We start from the raw sequence: 21392 nt of genomic DNA on the forward strand, positions 1-21392 counted from the left end.
GAGCTTCCCCGATGTCCGCAACAATCGCCGAACCCGCCACCCAGCCGGCCTGGGCCTCGCTGGTCCGCGAGATCCCGGACTTTCCCTCGCCGGGCATCGTGTTCCGCGACATCTGCCCGCTGCTGGCCGATGCCGACGGCCTGGCCGCGATGCTCGACGACCTGGCCGCGCCATGGCGCGGCGTGGCGATCGACCTGGTGGCCGGGATCGAGGCGCGCGGCTTCATCCTCGGCGCCGCGCTGGCGCCGCTGCTGGGTGCCGGCTTTCTGCCGCTGCGCAAGCCGGGCAAGCTGCCCGGGCCGGTGGTCGAGGAACAGTACGCGCTGGAATACGGCAGCGACCGGCTGCAGCTGCAGGGCGGCGCGGTCGCGCCGGGCACCCGCGTGCTGCTGGTGGACGACGTGCTGGCCACCGGCGGCACCCTGGCCGCGGCGGCCCGGCTGCTGGCACAGCAGCAGGCCCGGGTGGTCGGGGCGGGGGTGCTGATGGAGCTGGTGGCCCTCGGTGGCCGTGCCCGCTGGGAAATCGACGCGCCGCTGGTGGCCTTGCTGAGGCACTGAGGCGGGATCGGGTTCGGGATTCGGGATTCGTGGTTGGTGCTTCGCGGGGCGCGTAGTCCGGACAACGCGGCGCATCCGGGGGCGCGACGCGCGCCCCGGTAGGCAGGGTCAGAGCCTGCGTACGCGGAAGCGGCGGCCCTTGATCCTGCCGGCTTCCAGCCGCTGCAGGGCGCGTTCCGCCTGTGCGTTGGCGATGGCCACGTAGGAGCGGGTGGCCGCAATCACGATCTTGCCGATGGCCGATCCGGGCAGGCCGGCCTCGCCGGTCAGGGCGCCGAGGATGTCGCCGGGGCGCAGCTTGTCGGTCTTGCCGCCGTCGATGCGCAGGGTGGTCATCGGTGCCCGTGCCGGCTGGGCGGGGCGGCCGGTGGCCAGCGGCGCGTTCTCGCGCGGCGGCGGGCTGTCCTGGGCGGCGGCGATCATCTCCGCGCGCGCGTTCTCGCGGCCGGCGACCAGGCTCAGGGCCAGGCCACGGCGGCCGGCACGGCCGGTGCGGCCAATGCGGTGGCGGTAGGCGTCCACGTCGGTGGGCAGCTCGTAGTTCACCACCGCGGCCAGGTCCTCCACGTCCAGGCCGCGCGCGGCCACGTCACTGGCGACCAGCACGTTGCAGCTGCGGTTGGCCAGCTGCAGCAGCACTTCGTCGCGGTCGCGCTGCTCCATGTCGCCATGCAGGGCCAGGGCGGAAAAGCCGAACTGGCGCAGCGAGCCGGCGACCTCGTCCACGTCCTTGCGGGTATTGCAGAACACCACCGCCGATTCGGGGCGATGGCGCAGCAGCAGGCCGGCCACGGCCTTCTGCCGGAACTGCGGGTCCACGTCGAAGAAGCGCTGCTCGATGTCCGGCGCCGATTCACCGCCGTCCACCGAGACCTCCACCGGATCGCGCAGCAGCTGGCGGGCGAGTTCGCGGATCGCATCGGGGAAGGTGGCCGAGAACAGCAGGGTCTGGCGCTGGCCGTGGCAGCGGTTGGCGATCTCGCGCACCGGCTCCTCGAAGCCCATGTCCAGCATGCGGTCGGCCTCGTCCAGCACCAGGGTGCGGACCACGCCCAGGTGCAGCACGCGCTTGCGGGCCAGCTCCTGCACCCGGCCCGGCGTGCCGACCACGACCTGCGGGTCGTGCGCCTGCAGCGAGGCGATCTGCGGCTCCAGCGCCACGCCGCCGGTGAGCACGCTCAGCTTGAGGTTGGGGATGCCGGTGGCCAGGCGGCGCAGCTGGCGGCCGACCTGGTCGGCCAGCTCGCGGGTCGGGCACAGCACCAGCGCCTGGCAGCGCGATTGGCCCGGATCCAGCCGCTGCAGCAAGCCCAGGCCGAAGGCGGCGGTCTTGCCGCTGCCGGTGGGCGCCTGCGCCAGCAGGTCGCGGCCTTCCAGGATCGGCGGCAGTGACTGCGCCTGGATCGGCGTGGCGGCGGTATAGCCCAGCGCGTCCAGTCCGGGACGCAGGGCGGGGGAGAGCGGCAGCGCGGCAAAGTCGGTCATGCGCCATTCTCGCAGGTGTGGCCCGTACAATGCGCGGATGCATTTGATCACCCTGCAGAAAGTCGACTACAGCGTCGGCGGCCCGTTGTTGCTGGAACATGCCGACCTGTCGATCGAGCCGGGCGAACGCATCGCCCTGATCGGCCGCAACGGCGCCGGCAAATCCACCCTGCTCAAGCTCATCGCCGGCGAACTGCAGCCGGACGATGGCCAGGTGCGGGTCCAGGCAGGCGTGCGTGTGGCGCGCCTGGAGCAGGAGGTGCCCGGCGGCACCGAGGGCAGCGTGTTCGACGTGGTCGCCGGCGGCCTGGGCGAGCTGGGCACCTGGCTGGCGCAGTTCCACCAGATCAGCCATGCCGCGGAATTCGACGCGGCGCAGCTGTCGCGGGTGCAGGCGAAGATCGACGCGGCCGACGGCTGGGCCCTGGACCGGCGCGTGGCCGAGGTGCTCAGCCGCCTGGAGCTGGATGGCGATGCGGTGTTCGCGCGCCTGTCCGGTGGCATGAAGCGCCGCGTGCTGCTGGCGCGCTCGCTGGTTTCCGCGCCGGACGTGCTGCTGCTGGACGAGCCGACCAACCACCTGGACATCGAGGCGATCGACTGGCTGGAGGGCTTCCTGAAGGAGTGGAGCGGCAGCGTGGTGTTCGTCACCCACGACCGCCGCTTCCTGCGCGCCCTGGCCACCCGCATCGTCGAGATCGACCGCGGCCAGGTCACCAGCTGGCCGGGCGACTGGGCCAACTACGAGCGCCGCCGCGAGGAGCGGCTCAACGCCGAGGCGCAGGAGAACGCGCGCTTCGACAAGCTGCTGGCGCAGGAGGAAGCCTGGATCCGCCAGGGCACCAAGGCCCGCCGCACCCGCGACGAAGGCCGCGTGCGCCGGCTCAAGGCCATGCGCGTGGAACGCGCCCAGCGCCGCGAACTGTCCGGCAACGTGCGCATGGAGGCTGCCCAGGGCGAGTCCTCCGGCAAGAAGGTCATCGAGGCCAGGGACCTGCATTTCGCCCACGGCGGGCAGGTGATGGTGCGCGGCTTCTCCACCACCGTGCTGCGCGGCGACCGCATCGGCCTCATCGGCCCCAACGGCAGTGGCAAGACGACCCTGCTGAAGCTGCTGCTGGGCGAACAGCAGCCGCAGGCCGGCGAGGTGAAACTGGGCACCAACCTGCAGGTGGCCTACTTCGACCAGTACCGCGCGACCCTGCGCGAGGACTGGAACGCGATGGAGAACGTGGCCGGCGGCCGCGACTTCGTCGAGATCAACGGCTCGCGCAAGCACGTGCTGGCCTACCTGCAGGACTTCCTGTTCACGCCCGAGCGCGCGCGTGCGCCAATCACCCGCCTGTCCGGCGGCGAGCGCAACCGCCTGCTGCTGGCGCGCCTGTTCGCGCAGCCATCCAACCTGCTGGTGATGGACGAGCCGACCAACGACCTGGACGTGGAAACCCTGGAGCTGCTGGAAGACCTGCTGGCCGACTACAACGGCACCCTGCTGCTGGTCAGCCACGACCGCGACTTCCTCGACAACGTCGTGACCTCTACGTTGGTGATGGAAGGCGAGGGGCGGGTGGGCGAGTACGTGGGCGGCTACAGCGACTGGCTGCGCCAGCGCCCGGCACCGCCGGCGCCGAAGCCCGCCGCGGCCAGGCCCGCGCCGGCCCCGGCCGCCGCGCCCGCGGCGCCGGCGCCGGCCGGCAAGCGCAAGCTCAGCTACAAGGATGCGCGCGAGCTGGAGCAGCTGCCGGGCCGGATCGAGGCGCTGGAAGCTGAGCTGGCGGAACTGGCCGCGGCCATGTCCGACCCGGCCTTCTACCAGCAGGATCCGGGCGTGGTCGCCGCGCATGGCAAGCGCATGGCCGATGCCCAGGCCGAGCTGGACGCCGCCTACGCCCGCTGGGCCGAACTGGACGGCTGAGCCCGGCCGCGCATCGCATGCACCCGGCCGCTGCCGGCGCGCGACGGGCCCGGGGCGGGCTACTTCGCGCGGCCGGTATTGCGCGGCGTGCTGTCCGGCGCCAGGAACGCCCAGAACGGCACCCCGGCCTCGGCCCACCAGCGCACTGCATCGTCCAGTACCTCGACCAGGGTCTGCAGGTCCTGCGGGCGGGTGCCCTGCAGCCCGGCGAAGCCGTCGATCGCCAGCAGGTAGCCCGGAGCGGGCGCCCAGGACAGGTCGCGCAGCGCATCCAGCAGGCCATCCCAGTTGCGGCCCCAGCCGGCCGGGAAGTCCAGCGTGGTGGCGATGCGCAGCAGCAGCGCGGCCTTGTCGCGGCAGCCCTCCAGATCGATCCGCCGCACCAGCAGGCCGGCATCGCGCGCGGCCGCGGCCAGCGCCGCCAGGTCGGCGGCGGCAACCTCGTAGACGCCGGCGCGGGTGGCATCGTCCAGGCCGAGGTCGAATCCGGAGTGGGTCATGGCCGTGCCTCCGCCATGGGCACCTGGAAGGCGCGGAAGCTGCCGTAGTGGTCGGCGCTGTAGTACCACTCGGTTGGCGGATCGCCGCCGGTGACGATGCGGCGTGCGCCACGGTGCGGCACGCCGGGCGTCGGCACGGTGTACTCGCGGTAGTGGCCGCGCGGGCGCGGCGGCAACCGGCCTTCGCGGTTGGCGAACACGCTGCCGTCCTGGCGGTGCGGGAACGGGCCGCCCTGCCGGATGGACGCGACCACCGGGCCGGCTTCCGCCGGCAGGAACGCCGGCAGCGTGGTTGGCACGGCCTGCGCGGAGGCGGCTGCTGGCGCAGGGGGAGGCACGAGCTGCTCCGGTCCGGGGCGCTGCAGCCAGGCCAGCCCGGCCAGCAGCAGGGCCGCCGCCAGCAGGGGCAGGGTGCGGGTCAGGGGGGCGCGGCGCGAAGCGGACATGCCTGCCAGTATGCGGTTGGCACGCGCGGGATGGGCGCGGCCTGCACGCTTCGTTCGCGCGCGCTTCACGCAATGCCGCGGTCGCGGCGTTTTCCACCGGCGGAACGCCGGCTTTTCACTCCGCGGACCTTGGTTGCCCGCGCCGGCATCCCTACACTGTCGGGGCCGCCCGACTTTCCGGGCACGCCATCAAGGAGACCAACATGGCCTACACCCTTCCCGAGCTGCCGTATGCCTACGATGCGCTGGAGCCGCACATCGATACGGAGACGATGAAGATCCACCACACCAAGCACCACCAGACGTACATCAACAACGTCAACGCCGCGCTGGAAGGCACCGAGTACGCCGACCTGCCGGTCGAGGAGCTGGTGAAGAAGACCAAGTCGCTGCCGGAGAACCTGCAGGGCGTGGTGCGCAACAACGGCGGCGGCCATGCCAACCACAGCCTGTTCTGGACGGTGATGTCGCCCAATGGCGGCGGCCAGCCCAAGGGCAAGGTGGGCGAGGCCATCGAGAAGGAGCTGGGCGGCTTCGAGAAGTTCAAGGAAGCCTTCACCAAGGCGGCGCTGACCCGTTTCGGCAGCGGCTGGGCCTGGCTGAGCGTCACCCCGGACAAGAAGCTGGTGGTCGAATCCTCGGCCAACCAGGACAGCCCGCTGATGGACGGCAACACCCCGATCCTGGGCCTGGACGTGTGGGAGCACGCCTACTACCTGAAGTACCAGAACCGCCGCCCGGACTACATCGGCGCGTTCTACAACGTGGTCAACTGGGACGAGGTCGAGCGCCGCTACCAGGAGGCGATCAAGTAAGCCTCCCGGCTTCCTTCGGTCCCGCGAGAACGCCCCGGCCATGCCGGGGCGTTTTTCTTTGGCTCATCTCCCGATCGGGCGCGTAGCCCGGGCAAGCGGGACGCACCGCGCCGCTGCAACGCCAGGGCTCGCGGCGGCTCCGCCACGCGCTTCGACCTTGCGCGTGCGCATACGCGGGGGCATCCCAAGGTAGTGGCTACCCCGGATGCGGCCTTCAGCCTTGTCCGGGCTACGCGCAAAAAGAAGCCCCGGCAGGGGCCGGGGCTTCCAGGCTGGCGCTTGCGGCGACGGCTTACTGCGTGATCGCGGTGCCTTCGCGCTGCTGCTTCTCCAGGTATTCCTTCGACGGCTCGTCGAGCTTGTCGCCAAGCACGCGGCGGACGACCACGAAGAACACCGGGATCATCAGCAGGCCGAGGAAGGTGGCGAACAGCATGCCGCCGATCACGCCGGTGCCGATGGCGTGGCGGGCGTTGGCGCCGGCGCCGGTGGACAGGGCCATCGGCACCACGCCCATGATGAACGCGAACGAGGTCATCAGGATCGGGCGGAAGCGCAGGCGGGCCGCCTCCACGGTGGCGTCGCGCAGGGTCTTGCCGGCCGCACGCTGTTCCACCGCGAACTCCACGATCAGGATCGCGTTCTTGGCCGCAAGACCAATGATCGTAATCAGGCCGATCTTGAAGAAGATGTCGTTGGGCAGGCCGCGGGCCAGGCTCAGCAGCACCGCGCCCAGCACGCCCAGCGGGACGACCAGCAGCACCGCCACCGGGATCGACCAGCTCTCGTACAGCGCGGCCAGGCACAGGAACACCACCACGATCGACAGCACCAGCAGCAGGGTCGCGGTGTTGCCGGCCAGGATCTCCTGGTAGGACATGCCGGACCAGTCGAAGCCGAAGCCCGGCGGCAGGTCGTTGTTGACGATGCCTTCCATGATCGCCATGGCCTCGCCCGAGCTGTGGCCCGGGGCCGGCGAGCCGACGATGTTGACCGCGGCGTAGCCGTTGTAGCGGTTCAGCGACGGCGGGTTGGTGGCCCACTTGGCATCGACCACGGTCGACAGCGGGATCATCCCGCCCTCGGCGTTGGGCGTGTAGTAGTGGGCCAGCGACTCGGCGCCGGTGCGGTACGGGGCGTCGGCGCGCAGGTTCACGCGCTTGATGCGGCCTTCGTAGAAGAAGTCGTTGGCGTACACCGGCGCCAGCATCAGGCTGATGGCGTTGTAGATGTCGCCGACCTGCAGGCCCATGGCCTGCGCCTGCACGCGGTCGACCTTCAGCTGCAGCTGCGGGGCGTCCTCCAGGCCGTTCGGGCGCACGCCCATCAGGCCGGGGTTCTGCGAGGCGGCGCCCAGCAGCATGTTGCGTGCCTGGGTGAGCGCGGCCTGGCCCTGGCCGGTGCGGTCCTGCAGCCACATGTCGAAGCCGCCGAACTGGCCCAGGCCCTGCACGGTCGGCAGGTTGACCACGAAGATGGTGGCCTCCTTGATCCCGAACAGGGCGCCGTTGGCCTGCTGGATGAACTCCGGCGCGGTCAGCTTGCGCTCGTCCCAGGGCTTGAGCTTGATGAAGCCCATGCCCACGTTCTCGCCCTGGCCGATGAAGCTGAAGCCGGCCACCTGCAGCATGCTCTCGAAGCCCTCGAGCCCTTCCAGGCGCTCGCGCATCTGCTGGAACACGCCCTGGGTGCGCTGCAGGCTGGCGCCCGGCGGCAGCTGGACGATGGCCAGCGCATAGCCCTGGTCCTCCTCGGGCAGGAAGCTGCCGGGCATGCGCGAGAGGCTGAAGCCGCACAGCACCGCCAGCACCACGAACAGGATCATCCAGCGCGGGGCGTGCTTGACCGCGCTGCCGATGTGGCCGACGTAGGTCTTGCTGATCCGCTCGTAGTACTTGTTGAAGGTGCGGAACACCCAGTTGGAGTTGGCGTGGTGGCTGGGCTTGAGGAAGGTCGCGCACAGCGCCGGGGTGAAGCCCAGCGCCAGGAACGCGGAGAAGCCCATGGCGATGGCGATGGTCAGCGCGAACTGCTTGTAGATCTCGCCGGCCGCGCCGCCCTGCAGCGCCGAGGGCACGAACACCGCGGCCAGGACCACGGTGATGGCCACCACCGCGCCGGTGATCTGGCCCATCGCCTTGACCGTGGCCTCGTGGGGCGGCAGCCCCTCCTCGGTCATGATGCGCTCGACGTTCTCGATCACCACGATGGCGTCGTCGACCACGATGCCGATCGACAGCACCAGGGCGAACAGGGTCAGCTGGTTGATGGTGAAGCCGATCACCGACAGGCCGACGAAGGTGCCCAGCAGGGCCACCGGGATGACCAGGGTCGGGATGATGGTGGCGCGGATGTTCTGCAGGAAGATCAGCATCACCAGGAACACCAGCACCACCGCCTCGAACAGGGTCTTGACGACCTCCTTGATCGAGATCTTGACGAAGGTGGTGGAGTCGTACGGCGAGATCCAGGTGACGCCGGCCGGGAAGGTGGCCTGCAGCTCGTCCATCTTCGCGCGCACCGCGTCGGCCACGTTGAGGGCGTTGGCGCCGGGCAGCAGCTGGATCGCGAAGGCGCCGATCGGCTTGCCGTTGTAGCGGGTGTCGAAGCCGTAGGCGCCCGGGCCGAAGGCCACGCGCGCCACGTCCTTCAGGCGCACGGTGGTGCCGTCGGCGTCGGCGCGCAGGATGATCTCCTCGAACTGCTCCGGCGAGCTGAAGCGGCTCTCGGCCGAGACCGTGGCGGTGAACGCCTGGCCCTCGGGCGCAGGGTCGGAGCCGACCGAGCCGGCCGCGAACTGCACGTTCTGGGCGCGCACGGCGGCCAGCACCTGGGTCGCCGACAGGCCGTAGCCCTGCAGCTTCTCCGGGTCGAGCCAGATGTTCATCGCGTACTCGGCGCCGAACTGCTGCACGCTGCCGACACCGGGGATGCGCGAGATCTGGTCGATCACGCGCGAGCCGTTGAGGTCGTTCAGCGCGTTGCGGTCGACCGCCGGGTTGTCGGAGACCAGGCCGACCACCATCAGGAAGCCGGCGTTGGCCTTGGCCACGACCACGCCCTGCTGGGTCACCTCGCTGGGCAGGCGCGGGGTCGCCAGGGAGACCTTGTTCTGCACCTGGACCTGGGCGATGTCGGGGTCGGTGCCGGTCTCGAAGGTCAGGGTGATGCTGGCGCGGCCGGTGGCGCTGGAGGAGGAACTGAAGTACAGCAGGTGGTCGATGCCGGTCAGCTGCTGCTCGATCACCTGGGTGACCGCCTTCTCCACCGTCTCGGCGCTGGCGCCGGGGTAGGTCGCGCTGACCGTCACCTGCGGCGGGGCGATGTTGGGGTAGGACTCCACGCCGAGGCCGAGGATCGAGATCACGCCCGCGAGCGAGATCAGGATCGCAACGACCCAGGCGAAGACCGGGTGGTTGATGAAGAACTTGGGCATTGGGGGAAGTCCTTACTCGGCCGGCTGCGCTTCGGCGGCCGCGTCGTCGGCCGCGGCTTCGCCGGCGGGGGCCTGCGCCGGCGCCGGCTGGCCGTTGCCGGCGGCGTCCTGGCCCGGCTGCCACGGGGTGGCCTTCACGGTGGCGCCCTCGCGCACCTTCTGCACGCCGGACACGATCACCTTGTCGCCGGCCTCCAGGCCGGAGGTGACCAGCCAGTTGCCGCCCTCGGCGACGCTGGCCTCGACGTTCTTGCGCGAGACCGCGCCCTCGTCGTTGGCGGTCATCACGTAGGCGCCGTTGGCGTCGCGCAGCACCGCGGCCTGCGGCACCATGAACACGCCGGCGACCTGGCCCAGGTTGGCCTTGAGGGTCACGAAGCTGCCCGGCAGCAGGGTCTTGTCCGGGTTGGGAATGACCGCGCGCAGCGACACCGCGCCGGTGGCCGGGTCGACCGTGGTGTCGGAGAAGTCCAGGGTGCCGGCCTGGTCGTAGGTGCGGCCGCCCGGCAGCAGCACCTGCACGGTCGACTTGCCGGCGCCGGCCAGCGACACGTTGGCCGAGGTGCGCAGGCGCTCCAGCTCGGTCGAGCTGATCGAGAAGTTGGCGTACAGCGGGTCCAGCTGGTCCACGGTGGTCAGCAGGGTGGCCTCGCCCTGGCCGACCAGGGCGCCCTCGGTCACCTGCTGCTTGCCGGCGCGGCCGGGGATCGGCGAGGTCACGCGGGCGTAGCCGAGGTTGATCTCGGCGGTGCGCACGGCGGCGCGGGCGGCCTCGACCGCGGCGGCGGCGCTGCGCTCGGCGGCGATGGCGTTGTCCAGGTCGTTCTGCGAGACGAAGTTCTGCGGGGCCAGCTGGCGGGCGCGCTCGGCGCTGGCGTGGGCATTGGCGTAGCTGGCCTCGGCACGGGCCAGCTCGCCGCGGGCCACGCCCAGCTGCGCCTGCAGCGGCGCCGGGTCGATCTGGAACAGGGCCTGGCCTTCCTTGACGTCGCTGCCTTCCTGGTAGAGGCGCTTGAGCAGCACGCCGGGCACGCGCGCGCGCACGTCGGCGGAGCGGTACGGCGACAGGCGGCCGACCAGCTCGCGCTGCAGCGGCACGGTCTGCGGCTGGACCTCGATCACGCCGACCTCGGGCGGTGGCGGCGCGACGGCCTGTTCTTGCGAGCATGCGGCCAGGGCCAGCAGGCTGCAGGCCAGGAGCAGGGGGCGGTACATCGTCATTGGATGGCTCCGGAGTATGGGGTGGAGTGTTTCAGGTTCGGAATGGGGGCGGCGCGAAGGCGCGCAGGAAACTGTCGACGGCGAACGCGGCCCACTGGGCGCGCGCCTCGGGGGTGTCGCGGTGGGGCACGAGATGGCGCTGCCGGTCGAAATCCAGGCCGACGATCATGCCCAGCAACAGCTCGGCCGCGCAGTGCGGATCGTCATGTCTCAGCAATCCCCGGCGCATGGCCTGCTGCAGCCAGCCGCCGAGGCGGTCGAGCAGGGCCCCGGCGTAGTTCTGGTACATGGCGGCGACTTCCTCCGGGAACTCCTGGGCCTGGGCGGTCACCAGCCGGGCGGTGCCCAGGGTGCGCGGCTCGGAGAGGTGGGCCAGGTGGGCCTCGGCGAAGTCGAGCAAGGCCCGGCGCAGGGTGGCGGCGGTGGGCGCCTGCGGCAGGCCGGTCGCGGCCATGCCCTCGCGCGCCACCTGGTGCATCAGCGCCTGCTTGGAACCGTAGCGCGCGTACAGGGTCTGCTTGGAGCAGCCGGCGCGCGCGGCGATCGCGTCCATGCTCACGTTCACGCCGTGTTCGGCCACCAGGGCGCGCACGGCATCGCGCACCCGCTGGTGGCGGGCGTCGTCGGGCGGGCCTCCGGCGGCGGCGGATGGTGTGGCGGCGTGCATGCGGAGTGGACTATACCGTCCAGTTCATTAAATGAAAAGCGCCGTTTTTGCCGCTGTGCGTCACGGCTTTGTCGGTTGCAAGGGATACAATCGCGCCACCTTTCAACCACGGCGCATCCGCCATGACACCCAAGCCTTCGTCCAAGGCTGCCAAACCTGCCAAATCCCCGAACCGCAAGTCCGTTGCCGCGCCCGCGAAGGCCGCCAAGGCCACCAAGCCGGCGCAGCCCGCCGCCACGGCAGCGGCCCAGGCGCCCGCGTTCTCGCTGGAACCGGTGTTCGCCGCCTCGCGCAAGCTGGTGCCGGCCGCGCGCCAGGCAGAACTGCGCGAGTTCCTGGCGGCGTTCTACCGCCGCATGGAGGAGGACGAGTTCCCACAGCACGACCCGCAGGGCTGGGCCGCGATCGGCGCCGACATGCTCGAGTTCGCGCGCAAGCGCAAGCCGGGCACCGCCAACGTGCGGGTGTTCAACCCGACCCGGAAGGCCAATGGCTGGGAATCGCCGTACACCGTGCTGCAGATCGTCAACGACGACATGCCGTTCCTGGTCGACTCGGTGAGCATGGCCCTGGCCGACATGGGCGTGTCGGTGCACGTGCTGGGCCATCCGCTGGTGCGGATCGAGCGCGACCGCGCCGGCAAGCTGGTCAAGGTGGGCGAGGGCAAGCCCGAGTCGCTGATGCTGCTGGAGATCGACCGCCAGCCGCCGGAAGCCATGGGCGCGATCGAGCAGCGCGTGGCCCAGGTGCTGGCCGAAGTGCGCGCGGTGGTGGCCGACTGGGGCCTGATGCGCGACCGCATGCAGACCCTGGCCGACGACCTGGCCACCCGGCGCATGCCGGTGGACGACGCCAACCGCCGCGAGGCGCAGGAGTTCCTGCGCTGGGCCGCCAACGACCACTTCATCCTGTTCGGCTACCGCGAGTACCGCGTGCTGCGCCAGGGCGGCGAGGACGTGCTGGCCCCGGTGGAGGGCACCGGACTGGGCCTGATGCGCGGCCGCGACAGCTCCGCGCCGCGCCCGGTGCGCACCCTGGCCGCGCACGGCCTCAGCGAGTCCGGCGCCGCGGTCGAGCCGCTGATCCTGACCAAGACCAACGCCCGCTCGCGCCTGCACCGCAAGGGCTACATGGACTACATCGGCGTGCTGGAGTTCGACGCCGGCGGCCGCATCGTCGGCGAGCAGCGTTTCCTCGGCCTGTACACCTCCAGCGCCTACAACCGCCGCCCGTGGGAGATCCCGCTGGTGCGCGAGCGCCACGAGTACGTGATGCGCAAGTCCGGCCTGGCGCCGAACAGCCACAGCGGCAAGGCCCTGCGCCACATCCTCGAGACCCTGCCGCGCGAGGAGCTGTTCCAGGCCAGCCCGGAGGAGCTGTTCCGCACCGCCACCGGCGTGCTGAGCCTGCAGGAGCGGGTGCGCAGCCGCCTGTTCCTGCGCCGCGACCGCTACGGCCGCTTCTTCTCCGCGCTGGTGTACATCCCGCGCGAGCGCTTCAACACCGACGTGCGCCTGCGCATCGAGGCCATGCTGCGCGAGGCGCTGCACGGCGAGCACGTGGATTCCAGCGTGGTCCTGGGCGAGTCGCCGCTGGCCCAGCTGCACCTGATCGTGCGGCCCAAGGCCGGCGAGGTGGTGGACCTGGACATCGCCGAACTGGAGCGCCGCCTGGCGCACCTGCTGCGCAACTGGCAGGACGACCTGCGCGAGCTGCTGATCGCCCGCCACGGCGAGGTCGAGGGCCTGCGCCTGGCGGCCAGCTACGGCCGCGCCCTGCCGGCCGGCTACATCGAGGACGTCTCGCCCGAGCTGGCGGCCAACGACGTCGAACAGCTGGCCGCGCTCGCCGGCCCGGAGGACCTGCGACTGAGCCTGCACTCGGCCCCGCGCGAGGGCGGTGCCGGCCTGCGCCTGAAGCTGTACCGGCAGCACGACGACATCCCGCTGTCGGACGTGCTGCCGCTGATGGAGAACATGGGCCTGCGGGTCATCTCCGAGCACCCGTACCGGCTGCAGGCCTGCCTGCCCGGCGGCGGCAGCCAGCCGATCTACATCCAGGACTTCGAGGTCGAGGCCCAGGCCGACGCCGCCCAGGCCGGCGCGCTGGCGCGCGAGTTCGAGCAGGCCTTCGCCGCGATCTGGTCCGGCCGCGCCGAGAACGACGGCTTCAACCGCCTGGTGCTGGCGGCCGGGCTCGACTGGCGCCAGGTCGCGCTGCTGCGCGGCTACTGGAAGTACCTGCTGCAGACCGGCGTGCCGTTCTCGCAGGGCTCGGTCGAGCAGACCCTGGGCCGCTACCCGCTGCTGGCGCGCCTGCTGGTGGAGCTGTTCCAGGCCCGCTTCGAGCCGGGCAACCCGACCCCGGCCCAGCTGCGCGCCGCGCAGCAGCGCCTGGCCGACGGCCTGCGCCCGCTGGCGCGCGGCGACGAGGCCACGGTGCGCGTGCTGCAGGAGGTGGTGGATGCGTTCGCCGGCGACCGTGCCGCGCGCGCGGCGGCGGTGCGCGAGGCGCTGCTGAGGCTGCTGGATCGCGTCGACAGCCTCGATGACGACCGCATCCTGCGCAGCTTCATCGACGTCATCGACGCCACCCTGCGCACCAGCTACTACCAGCGCAACGCCGACGGCCAGCCGGCCGAGACCATCAGCTTCAAGTTCGACCCGGCGCTGATCCCCGAGCTGCCCAAGCCGCGCCCGTACCGCGAGATCTTCGTGTACGGCCCGCGCGTGGAAGGCGTGCACCTGCGCTTCGGCCCGGTGGCGCGCGGCGGTCTGCGCTGGTCCGACCGCCGCGAGGACTTCCGCACCGAGGTCCTGGGCCTGGTCAAGGCGCAGATGGTCAAGAACACGGTGATCGTGCCGGTCGGCGCCAAGGGCGGCTTCTACGCCAAGCGCCTGCCCGACCCGGCGGTCGACCGCGACGCCTGGTTCGCCGAGGGCGTGGCCTGCTACAAGCTGTTCATCCAGGGCCTGCTGGACATCACCGACAACATCGTCGACGGCAGGATCGTGCCGCCGCGCGACGTGGTCCGCCACGACCAGGACGACCCGTACCTGGTGGTGGCCGCCGACAAGGGCACGGCGACCTTCTCCGACATCGCCAATGGCCTGGCCATCGCCCACGGCTTCTGGCTGGGCGACGCGTTCGCCTCCGGCGGCTCGGCCGGCTACGACCACAAGGGCATGGGCATCACCGCGCGCGGCGCCTGGGAGTCGGTCAAGCGCCACTTCCGCGCCCTGGGCCGTGATTGCCAGGGCGAGGACTTCACCTGCGTCGGCATCGGCGACATGTCCGGTGACGTGTTCGGCAACGGCATGCTGCTGTCCCGGCACATCCGCCTGGTCGCCGCGTTCGACCACCGCCACATCTTCCTGGACCCGGACCCGGATCCGGCGCGCTCCTTCGCCGAGCGCGAGCGCCTGTTCAAGCTGCCGCGCTCCAGCTGGGCCGACTACGACGCCAAGCTGATCAGCAAGGGCGGCGGCGTGTACCCGCGCAGCGCCAAATCGATCCAGATCAGCCCGCAGGTGCGCGCCGCGCTGGGCCTGGCCGACGACGTACGCTCGCTGTCGCCGGCGGAGCTGATGCAGGCGATCCTGCGCGCGCCGGTGGACCTGCTGTGGAACGGCGGCATCGGCACCTACGTCAAGGCCTCCAGCGAGCAGCACTCCGACGTCGGCGACCGCGCCAACAACGCCATCCGCGTCAACGGCAACGAGCTGCGCTGCAAGGTGGTGGGCGAGGGCGGCAACCTGGGCATGACCCAGCTGGGCCGCATCGAGGCGGCGCAGAACGGCGTGCTGTTGAACACCGACTTCATCGACAACTCCGCCGGCGTGGACACCTCCGACCACGAGGTGAACATCAAGATCCTGCTCAACGCCGCGGTGCGCGACGGCTCGCTGACCATGGCTGCGCGCAACAAGCTGCTGGCGTCGATGACCGACGAGGTCGCGCGCCTGGTGCTGTTCGACAACTACCGCCAGAACCAGGCCATCAGCCTGATGGAGCGGATGAGCGCCAGGCGCCTGGGCTCCAAGCAGCACTTCATCCGCACCCTCGAGGCGCAGGGCCTGCTCGACCGCCAGATCGAGTTCCTGCCCTCGGACGCGGAGCTGGCGGCGCGCAAGGCCCGCGGCCAGGGCATGACCCGCCCGGAGCTGGCGGTGCTGCTGTCCTACGCCAAGCTGGTCGCGTTCCAGCAGATGCTGGACTCGGACATCCCCGAGGACCCGTACCTGTCCAAGGAGCTGCAGCGCTACTTCCCCGAGCCGCTGCAGAAGAAGTACGCGCCGCTGATGGAGAAGCACCGCCTGAAGCGCGAGATCATCGCCACCGCGGTGACCAACCAGACCATCAACCGGATGGGCGCGACGTTCCTGCTGCGCATGCAGGAGGACACCGGCCGCAGCGCGGCCGACGTGGCCAAGGCCTACACCATCAGCCGCGAGGTGCTGGACGCGCGCAGCCTGTGGAACCAGATCGACGCGCTCGACGGCAAGCTGCCGGAGGCCGCGCAGATCGACGCCCTGCAGGTGATCTGGAACCTGCAGCGCTCGTTCGTGCGCTGGCTGCTCAACCGTCCCGGCCCGATGCCGAGCATCGCCGCGGCGGTGGCGCGCTACCACGACGCGTTCAACGACATCCGCTCCGCCTCCGGGGTGCTGCCGGCCTCGCAGCGCCCGGCCTACGAGGCCGCGCTGCAGGAGTGGAAGGACAAGGGCATGCCCCCGGCGCTGGCGCAGCAGCTGGCCGAGCTGCCGTACCTGGAGCCGGCGTTCGACATCATCGAGCTGGCCGCCGAGCGCAGGCTCAAGCCGGTGGAGGTGTCGCGCGTGCACTTCCGCCTGGGCGAGGCGCTGCGCCTGCCGTGGCTGTTCGAGCAGATCGACGCCCTGGCCGTGGACGGGCGCTGGCACGCGGTGGCCCGCGGCGTGATGCGCGATGCGCTGGCGGCGCACCACCGGGTGCTCGCCGGCCAGGCCGTGGCCCAGCCGGCGTCCGATCCGGATGGCAAGGTGCGGCAGTGGCTGGAGCGCGACGACGCCTCGCTGCGCTTCACCCTGGGCATGCTCGAGGAGCTGTCGACGCAGAAGACGCTGGACTATCCGACCCTGTCGGTGGCCGTGCAGAAGCTGGGCCAGCTGGCCGCCGCCGGCTGAGCCACCCGGCCCGTGGCGGGCGCGCGGCCTCGCGTCGCCGCCCGCCGCGGAGCTTGCGCGGTTTGCTTTCCGCGGCAACCGCGGGCGCAGCGGAGGCGCAGGCCGGTTATCCTCCCCTGGCATGGATGGCCAACGGACGGAGCTACCGATGATCCCCCCCAACCCCCGCATTGCCTTCCTCGCCAGCGCCGCGCCCGGCGCCCAGGAGGCGCTGGCCGCGCTGGTCGAGCGGCACGGCACCTGCCCGGTGCAGGAAGCCGACGTGATCTGCTCGCTGGGGGGCGATGGCTTCATGCTGCAGACGCTCCACCGCCACGGCGGCCTGGGCAAGCCGGTGTACGGGATGAAGCTGGGCACGGTCGGGTTCCTGATGAACCACTACCGCGCCGAGGGCCTGCTCGAGCGCCTGGCGGCGGCCGAGCCGGCGATCCTGCGTCCGCTGGAGATGGTGGCGCAGACCGAATCCGGCAGCACGGTCGGCTCGCTGGCGTACAACGAGGTCTCGCTGCTGCGGCAGACGCGGCAGGCGGCGCACATCCGCATCGACCTCAACGGCCAGCAGCGGCTGGACGAGCTGATCTGCGACGGCGTGATGGTGGCCACTCCCGCCGGCAGCACTGCGTACAATTTCTCCGCGCACGGTCCGATCCTGCCGCTGGGCTCGCAGACCATCGCACTGACGCCGATCGCGGCGTTCCGCCCGCGGCGCTGGCGCGGCGCCATCCTCAAGGCCGAGACCGAGGTGCGGTTCGAGGTGCTCGATCCGTACAAGCGCCCGGTGAGCGTGACCGCCGATTCGCACGAGACCCGCGACGTGGTCGAGGTGGTGATCCGCGAGTCGCGCGACCGGACCGTGACGCTGCTGTTCGATCCGGAGCACAACCTGGAGGAACGTATCCTGAGCGAACAATTCGTGGTATGACGACAGATCCGCGTTCGCGCGGTGGCGGTGGCCGAGGGAGCGCCACCGCCGGGGAATGACAACCAGGACGGAGAAACTTCAACGGAAGGGGAGGGGTCCCGTGAAGTTGCAGTATCTGATCTTGCTTTGCGCGCTGCCGGTGCAGGCGCTGGCAGCCTGTGCATTCGACACCAACCTCAAGCCGTTCCACGTCGCCAGGAGCAGCCTGGTGGACACCGCCGACCTGCCGGCGCCGGAAGTGGAGGAAGTCTCCTTCACCCGCGGCCTGGGCGGCGGCGCGGTGTGCGACCAGCTCGGCTTCCTCACCGTGAAGCTGCGCTGGCCGCGTGGCGACTACGACCTGGAGGACATCGGCTTCGAGTACCGGGTCGTGCGCGGCGAGGCGCCGGAAGGCCTGGTGCCGCAGGGCCCGGTGGTGGCGTCGTCGATCCGCGGCCGCCGCACCGAGCACCAGCTGACCTGGGTCGACGGCCCGCCGGCCGAGCAGCAGCCGTTGCGCCTGCTGCTGGAGCTGCGTGCGGTCACGGCCGATGGCTGGCGCGGCCCGCCGGTGCAGTTCCGGGTCGGCGCCATGCCCTGAGCCGGCGGCGTTGGCGCGGCGATGCCATAATCCGGGCATGACCCTGCCCGAGCGCCATATCCAGGACAACGCCCCGCGCGTACTCACCGTGGCGGTGACCTCGCGGGCACTGTTCGACCTGGAGGAGGGCCACGCGCTGTTCGAGCGCGAGGGCCTGGAGGCCTACGCCGAATACCAGCGCCGGCTGGAGGACGAGATCCTCGAGCCGGGCGTGGCCTTCCCGGTGGTGCGCAAGCTGCTGGCGCTCAACCGGCGCCTGCCGGAGGGAGCGCCGCAGGTGGAAGTGATCCTGCTGTCGCGCAACTCCGCCGACACCGGGCTGCGGATCTTCAACTCGATCCAGCACTACGGCCTGGGCATCGTGCGCGCGGTGTTCACCGCCGGCGAGCCGACCTGGCCGTACGTGGCGCCGTTCGGCACCAACCTGTTCCTGTCGGCCAACCCGGAGTCGGTGCGGCGCTCGCTGGAGCACGGGGTGGCCGCGGCGACCATCCTGCCGGCACGCGCGGCCAACGCCTCGCGCGACCAGCTGCGCATCGCCTTCGACGGCGACGCGGTGATCTTCGGCGACGAGAGCGAGCGCATCTCGCGCGAGCAGGGCGTGGAGGCGTTCGGCCTGCACGAGCGGCAACGCGCGCGCGAGCCGCTGTCCGGCGGCCCGTTCCGCGGCTTCCTGGCGGCGTTGCACGAGCTGCAGGCGGCGTTCCCGCCGGGCGAGGACGCGCCGATCCGCACCGCGCTGGTCACCGCGCGCTCGGCGCCGGCGCACGAGCGGGTGATCCGCACCCTGCGCGAGTGGGGCGTGCGCCTGGACGAGGCGCTGTTCCTGGGCGGGCGCGACAAGGGGCCGTTCCTGGCCGCGTTCGGCGCCGACATCTTCTTCGACGACTCGCGCCACAACATCGACAGCGCCCGCATGCACGTGGCCGCCGGCCACGTGCCGCACGGCGTGGCCAACGTCGAAGGCTAGCCTCCGGCTCAGGCGCCGGCGTGGGCGTGGCTGCCGGCCAGTTCCAGCAGGCGCGCGGGGATGCGCTCCAGCGGCAGGATCTCATCCGCCGCTCCGAGCTTCACCGCGGCGCCGGGCATGCCCCAGACCACGCTGGTGGCCTCGTCCTGGACCAGGGTCGGGGCGCCGGCCTCGCGCATTTCCAGCAGGCCGCGGGCGCCGTCGTCGCCCATGCCGGTGAGGATCGCGCCCACCGCGTTCGGGCCGGCGCTCTGCGCCACCGAGCGGAACAGCACGTCCACCGCCGGGCGGTGGCGGTTGACCGGCGGGCCGTGGTCGATCCGGCACCGCCAGCGGGCGCCGTCGCGGATGATGCGCAGGTGGTGGTCGCCCGGCGGCAGGTAGGCGTGGCCGGGCAGCACCAGTTCACCATCGCTGGCCTCGCGCACCAGCATGGGCGAATGCCGGTCCAGGCGCTCGACGAAGGCGCGGCTGAAGCCGCCGGGGATGTGCTGGGTGAGCACGATCGCCGGCGCGTCCGGGGGCATCTGCTCCAGCACCGCGCGGATCGCCTCGGTGCCGCCGGCCGAGGCGCCAATCGCGATCAGGCGGTCGGTGGTGCGGAAGCGCGCGGCCATCGCTGCCGGCGCCGGCGCCGCCGGCCCCAGGCGCTGTGCCGGGCGCACCAGTGCCTGCACCCGCGCACGCGCCGCGCCCTTGACCTTGGCGGCGATCTCGGTGGCGTATTCCTCCAGGCCGCGGGCCACGCCCAGTTTCGGCTTGCTGACGAAGTCCACCGCGCCCAGGGCCAGCGCCTGCAGGGTGACGTCGGCGCCGCGCTCGGTGAGCGAGGAGACCATCACCACCGGCATCGGCCGCAGCCGCATCAGGTTCTCCAGGAACGCCAGTCCGTCCATGCGCGGCATCTCGACGTCCAGGGTGATGACGTCGGGGTTGAGGCGCTTGATCTTCTCGCGCGCCAGGTACGGGTCGGCGGCGGTGCCGACGACCTCGATCTCCGGGTCGGCGGCCAGCAGTTCGGACAGGACCTGGCGCACGACCGCCGAATCGTCCACCACCAGTACGCGGATGGCCATCAGAACAGCTCCACGCCGCCGCTGACCGGGGTGCGCGACAGGCGCGAACGGACCGCGGTTTCGGCCGCCACGACCTCGGCGCCGTGCGCGTGCGGCAGGCGGTTGACGATGACCTTGCCGGTCTGCGGGAAGAACCAGACCTTGCGCGGGTGGATGCCGCGCAGGTCCTCGGCCACCACCGGGATGCGCTCGGCGTCCAGGTAGGACAGCACGAAGTCGGCGTTGCGGGTGCCGACCGGGTTGCTGGTGAAGCCCTTGAGCACGTTGGCCCCGCCGAATACCTTGGCTTCCAGGCGCTTGCGGTTGGCGCCGCGCTTGAGCAGTTCGTTGATCAGCACTTCCATGGCGTAGCTGCCGTAGCGCGCCGGGGCGCCGTCGCCGGTATTGCCGTCCGGCAGCAGGAAGTGGTTCATGCCGCCCAGATTCAGCAGGGGATCGCGGATGCAGGCGGCCACGCAGGAGCCGAGCACGGTCACCAGCGCGGTGCCGTCGTCCACCACCAGGTACTGGGTGGGCAGCAGCTTGGCGGCCGGGACCTGGAACTGCGGGTCCCGGTAGCGCATCACTCCATCGGATTCCAGGGCGACGCTCATGCACGCACCGTGCGGCGGTAGAGGGTGCGGCCGCAGGGCTGGATCAGGTCGGCCGCGTGCAGGTAGTTCTCCGAGTGCCCGGTATAGAGCAGGCTGTCGGCATCCATGTGGGCGACCAGGCGCGAGAGCACCCCGCGCTGGGTCTCCTTGTCGAAATAGATCATCACGTTGCGGCAGAAGATCGCGGCGAAGCTGCCACCAACGTCGTAGCGGGGCGCCAGCAGGTTCAGGGGGCGGAACTCGACCAGCGCCTGCAGGGCCGGGTGGACCCGGCAGCGGCCCTCGTTGGGGCCAGTGCCGCGCTGGAAGTAGCGGCGGCGGGTATCGGCGTCGAGGTTGGCGATGCGCTCGAGCGGGTACACGCCGCGCTGGGCGGTGGCCAGTACCTGGGTGTCGATGTCGGTGGCAAGGATGCGCACCGGCGGGGTCATGCTGCCGAAGGCCTCGCAGGCGGTGATCGCCATGGAGTAGGGCTCCTCGCCGGTGGAGGCGGCGCACGACCAGAGCCGGACCGGGCCGCCGGCGGCGGCCAGCGCCTGCAGCTGGCCGTGCAGGTGCTCGAAGTGGTGCGGCTCGCGGAAGAAGGCGGTGAGGTTGGTGGTCAGGGCATTGGTGAAGGACTGCCACTCGTCCCCGGACGGGTCGGACTCGAGCATGTCCAGGTAGGTGCCGAACTGCTCCAGGCCCAGCGCCCGCAGGCGCCGCGAAAGGCGGCCGTAGACCATGTCGCGCTTGGCCGGGGCCAGGGCAATGCCGGCACGGGCGTGGATCATGCGGCGGACGCGTTGGAAGTCGCGATCGGTGAAGACGAAATCGCGCTGTTCCTCGGGGGGATGGGGCAAGTGGTTGGCGCTCATGTCGTTCGGGGGAACCGGCACTGTGCCGCTGTTGCCTTTATCGACCGGGGGCGCCTGGAATGAAGCCCCCCGCCAGGGGCGGGGGGCTTTCCGGACGTTCGTCCCGGTTGTTCAGGCGGCCTCCGGCGTGGCGGGGTGGGCATCCTCCAGCCTGAACACCGCGATGGCCTGGGCCAGGCCGGCG

The 21392-nt window shown here is 71.3% G+C and carries 16 protein-coding genes; 7 read left to right on the top strand and 9 right to left on the bottom strand.

Annotated elements, in window-relative coordinates; all coding sequences use genetic code 11:
• The first annotated feature begins 11 nt into the window (after window positions 1-11).
• Window positions 12-560: an adenine phosphoribosyltransferase gene (locus EIM47_RS15310; RefSeq protein WP_125077396.1), complete on the top strand. Its 549-nt coding sequence runs from the start codon at window positions 12-14 to the stop codon at window positions 558-560.
• Window positions 561-668: 108 nt separating this feature from the next.
• Here the strand turns inward: EIM47_RS15310 and dbpA are convergent, their stop codons facing one another.
• Complete coding sequence (dbpA, locus tag EIM47_RS15315) at window positions 669-2045, bottom strand: ATP-dependent RNA helicase DbpA (protein ID WP_125077397.1); 1377 nt, start codon at window positions 2043-2045, stop codon at window positions 669-671.
• A gap of 37 nt (window positions 2046-2082) precedes the next feature.
• Between dbpA and EIM47_RS15320 the strand changes: the two genes are divergently transcribed.
• A complete protein-coding gene (locus EIM47_RS15320) occupies window positions 2083-3960 on the top strand; it encodes an ATP-binding cassette domain-containing protein (RefSeq protein WP_125077398.1) in 1878 nt (625 codons plus the stop codon).
• Window positions 3961-4019: 59 nt separating this feature from the next.
• Here EIM47_RS15320 and EIM47_RS15325 read toward each other — a convergent pair whose 3' ends face one another.
• Window positions 4020-4460: a barstar family protein gene (locus EIM47_RS15325; protein WP_019397937.1), complete on the bottom strand. Its 441-nt coding sequence runs from the start codon at window positions 4458-4460 to the stop codon at window positions 4020-4022.
• Window positions 4457-4906, bottom strand: coding sequence for a ribonuclease domain-containing protein (locus EIM47_RS15330; protein ID WP_125077399.1), 450 nt, complete (start codon window positions 4904-4906; stop codon window positions 4457-4459). The genes EIM47_RS15325 and EIM47_RS15330 overlap by 4 nt, the downstream gene beginning before the upstream one ends.
• A gap of 203 nt (window positions 4907-5109) precedes the next feature.
• Between EIM47_RS15330 and EIM47_RS15335 the strand changes: the two genes are divergently transcribed.
• Complete coding sequence (locus EIM47_RS15335) at window positions 5110-5721, top strand: superoxide dismutase (RefSeq protein ID WP_019397935.1); 612 nt, start codon at window positions 5110-5112, stop codon at window positions 5719-5721.
• A gap of 292 nt (window positions 5722-6013) precedes the next feature.
• Here the strand turns inward: EIM47_RS15335 and EIM47_RS15340 are convergent, their stop codons facing one another.
• From EIM47_RS15340 to EIM47_RS15350, 3 genes are read right to left on the bottom strand one after another with little or no spacing between them, the layout of a single operon-like run.
• Window positions 6014-9157, bottom strand: coding sequence for a multidrug efflux RND transporter permease subunit (locus EIM47_RS15340; protein ID WP_019397934.1), 3144 nt, complete (start codon window positions 9155-9157; stop codon window positions 6014-6016).
• A gap of 12 nt (window positions 9158-9169) precedes the next feature.
• Window positions 9170-10378 carry an efflux RND transporter periplasmic adaptor subunit gene (locus EIM47_RS15345; protein ID WP_019397933.1) on the bottom strand — a complete coding sequence of 403 codons (1209 nt, stop codon included), beginning with the start codon at window positions 10376-10378 and terminating at the stop codon, window positions 9170-9172.
• A gap of 31 nt (window positions 10379-10409) precedes the next feature.
• Window positions 10410-11045 (bottom strand): TetR/AcrR family transcriptional regulator, encoded by a 636-nt coding sequence (locus tag EIM47_RS15350; RefSeq protein WP_028915800.1) that lies wholly within the window; start codon window positions 11043-11045, stop codon window positions 10410-10412.
• A gap of 122 nt (window positions 11046-11167) precedes the next feature.
• On the opposite strand from EIM47_RS15350, the gene EIM47_RS15355 reads away from it, so the two are divergent.
• The 4 genes from EIM47_RS15355 to EIM47_RS15370 all read left to right on the top strand — a co-directional run bounded on the left by EIM47_RS15355 (window position 11168) and on the right by EIM47_RS15370 (window position 18682).
• On the top strand, window positions 11168-16210 hold the full coding sequence (locus tag EIM47_RS15355; protein ID WP_125077400.1) for an NAD-glutamate dehydrogenase domain-containing protein: 5043 nt from the start codon (window positions 11168-11170) through the stop codon (window positions 16208-16210).
• A 148-nt stretch (window positions 16211-16358) separates the two neighbouring features.
• Window positions 16359-17132 carry an NAD kinase gene (locus EIM47_RS15360; RefSeq protein ID WP_019397930.1) on the top strand — a complete coding sequence of 258 codons (774 nt, stop codon included), beginning with the start codon at window positions 16359-16361 and terminating at the stop codon, window positions 17130-17132.
• Window positions 17133-17232: 100 nt separating this feature from the next.
• Window positions 17233-17712 carry a hypothetical protein gene (locus EIM47_RS15365; RefSeq protein ID WP_019397929.1) on the top strand — a complete coding sequence of 160 codons (480 nt, stop codon included), beginning with the start codon at window positions 17233-17235 and terminating at the stop codon, window positions 17710-17712.
• Window positions 17713-17770: 58 nt separating this feature from the next.
• Window positions 17771-18682 (top strand): 5'-nucleotidase, encoded by a 912-nt coding sequence (locus tag EIM47_RS15370; RefSeq protein ID WP_026010372.1) that lies wholly within the window; start codon window positions 17771-17773, stop codon window positions 18680-18682.
• A gap of 8 nt (window positions 18683-18690) precedes the next feature.
• Here the strand turns inward: EIM47_RS15370 and EIM47_RS15375 are convergent, their stop codons facing one another.
• From EIM47_RS15375 to EIM47_RS15385, 3 genes are read right to left on the bottom strand one after another with little or no spacing between them, the layout of a single operon-like run.
• Window positions 18691-19758, bottom strand: a complete 1068-nt coding sequence (locus EIM47_RS15375; RefSeq protein ID WP_028915802.1) for a chemotaxis response regulator protein-glutamate methylesterase — start codon at window positions 19756-19758, stop codon at window positions 18691-18693.
• Window positions 19758-20351: a chemoreceptor glutamine deamidase CheD gene (cheD, locus tag EIM47_RS15380; protein WP_026010371.1), complete on the bottom strand. Its 594-nt coding sequence runs from the start codon at window positions 20349-20351 to the stop codon at window positions 19758-19760. The genes EIM47_RS15375 and cheD overlap by 1 nt, the downstream gene beginning before the upstream one ends.
• Complete coding sequence (locus EIM47_RS15385; RefSeq protein WP_125077401.1) at window positions 20348-21208, bottom strand: CheR family methyltransferase; 861 nt, start codon at window positions 21206-21208, stop codon at window positions 20348-20350. The genes cheD and EIM47_RS15385 overlap by 4 nt, the downstream gene beginning before the upstream one ends.
• Window positions 21209-21392: the final 184 nt, after the last annotated feature.

This window comes from Pseudoxanthomonas sp. SGT-18 (assembly GCF_003931645.1).
Lineage (GTDB): Bacteria > Pseudomonadota > Gammaproteobacteria > Xanthomonadales > Xanthomonadaceae > Pseudoxanthomonas.

Bases quoted from the DNA above. Each gene is read 5' to 3' on its own strand.
- EIM47_RS15310 (WP_125077396.1), top strand. From the start codon at position 12: ATGTCCGCAACAATCGCCGAACCCGCCACCCAGCCGGCCTGGGCCTCG.
- dbpA (WP_125077397.1), bottom strand. From the start codon at position 2,045: ATGACCGACTTTGCCGCGCTGCCGCTCTCCCCCGCCCTGCGTCCCGGA.
- EIM47_RS15320 (WP_125077398.1), top strand. From the start codon at position 2,083: ATGCATTTGATCACCCTGCAGAAAGTCGACTACAGCGTCGGCGGCCCG.
- EIM47_RS15325 (WP_019397937.1), bottom strand. From the start codon at position 4,460: ATGACCCACTCCGGATTCGACCTCGGCCTGGACGATGCCACCCGCGCC.
- EIM47_RS15330 (WP_125077399.1), bottom strand. From the start codon at position 4,906: ATGTCCGCTTCGCGCCGCGCCCCCCTGACCCGCACCCTGCCCCTGCTG.
- EIM47_RS15335 (WP_019397935.1), top strand. From the start codon at position 5,110: ATGGCCTACACCCTTCCCGAGCTGCCGTATGCCTACGATGCGCTGGAG.
- EIM47_RS15340 (WP_019397934.1), bottom strand. From the start codon at position 9,157: ATGCCCAAGTTCTTCATCAACCACCCGGTCTTCGCCTGGGTCGTTGCG.
- EIM47_RS15345 (WP_019397933.1), bottom strand. From the start codon at position 10,378: ATGACGATGTACCGCCCCCTGCTCCTGGCCTGCAGCCTGCTGGCCCTG.
- EIM47_RS15350 (WP_028915800.1), bottom strand. From the start codon at position 11,045: ATGCACGCCGCCACACCATCCGCCGCCGCCGGAGGCCCGCCCGACGAC.
- EIM47_RS15355 (WP_125077400.1), top strand. From the start codon at position 11,168: ATGACACCCAAGCCTTCGTCCAAGGCTGCCAAACCTGCCAAATCCCCG.
- EIM47_RS15360 (WP_019397930.1), top strand. From the start codon at position 16,359: ATGATCCCCCCCAACCCCCGCATTGCCTTCCTCGCCAGCGCCGCGCCC.
- EIM47_RS15375 (WP_028915802.1), bottom strand. From the start codon at position 19,758: ATGGCCATCCGCGTACTGGTGGTGGACGATTCGGCGGTCGTGCGCCAG.
- cheD (WP_026010371.1), bottom strand. From the start codon at position 20,351: ATGAGCGTCGCCCTGGAATCCGATGGAGTGATGCGCTACCGGGACCCG.
- EIM47_RS15385 (WP_125077401.1), bottom strand. From the start codon at position 21,208: ATGAGCGCCAACCACTTGCCCCATCCCCCCGAGGAACAGCGCGATTTC.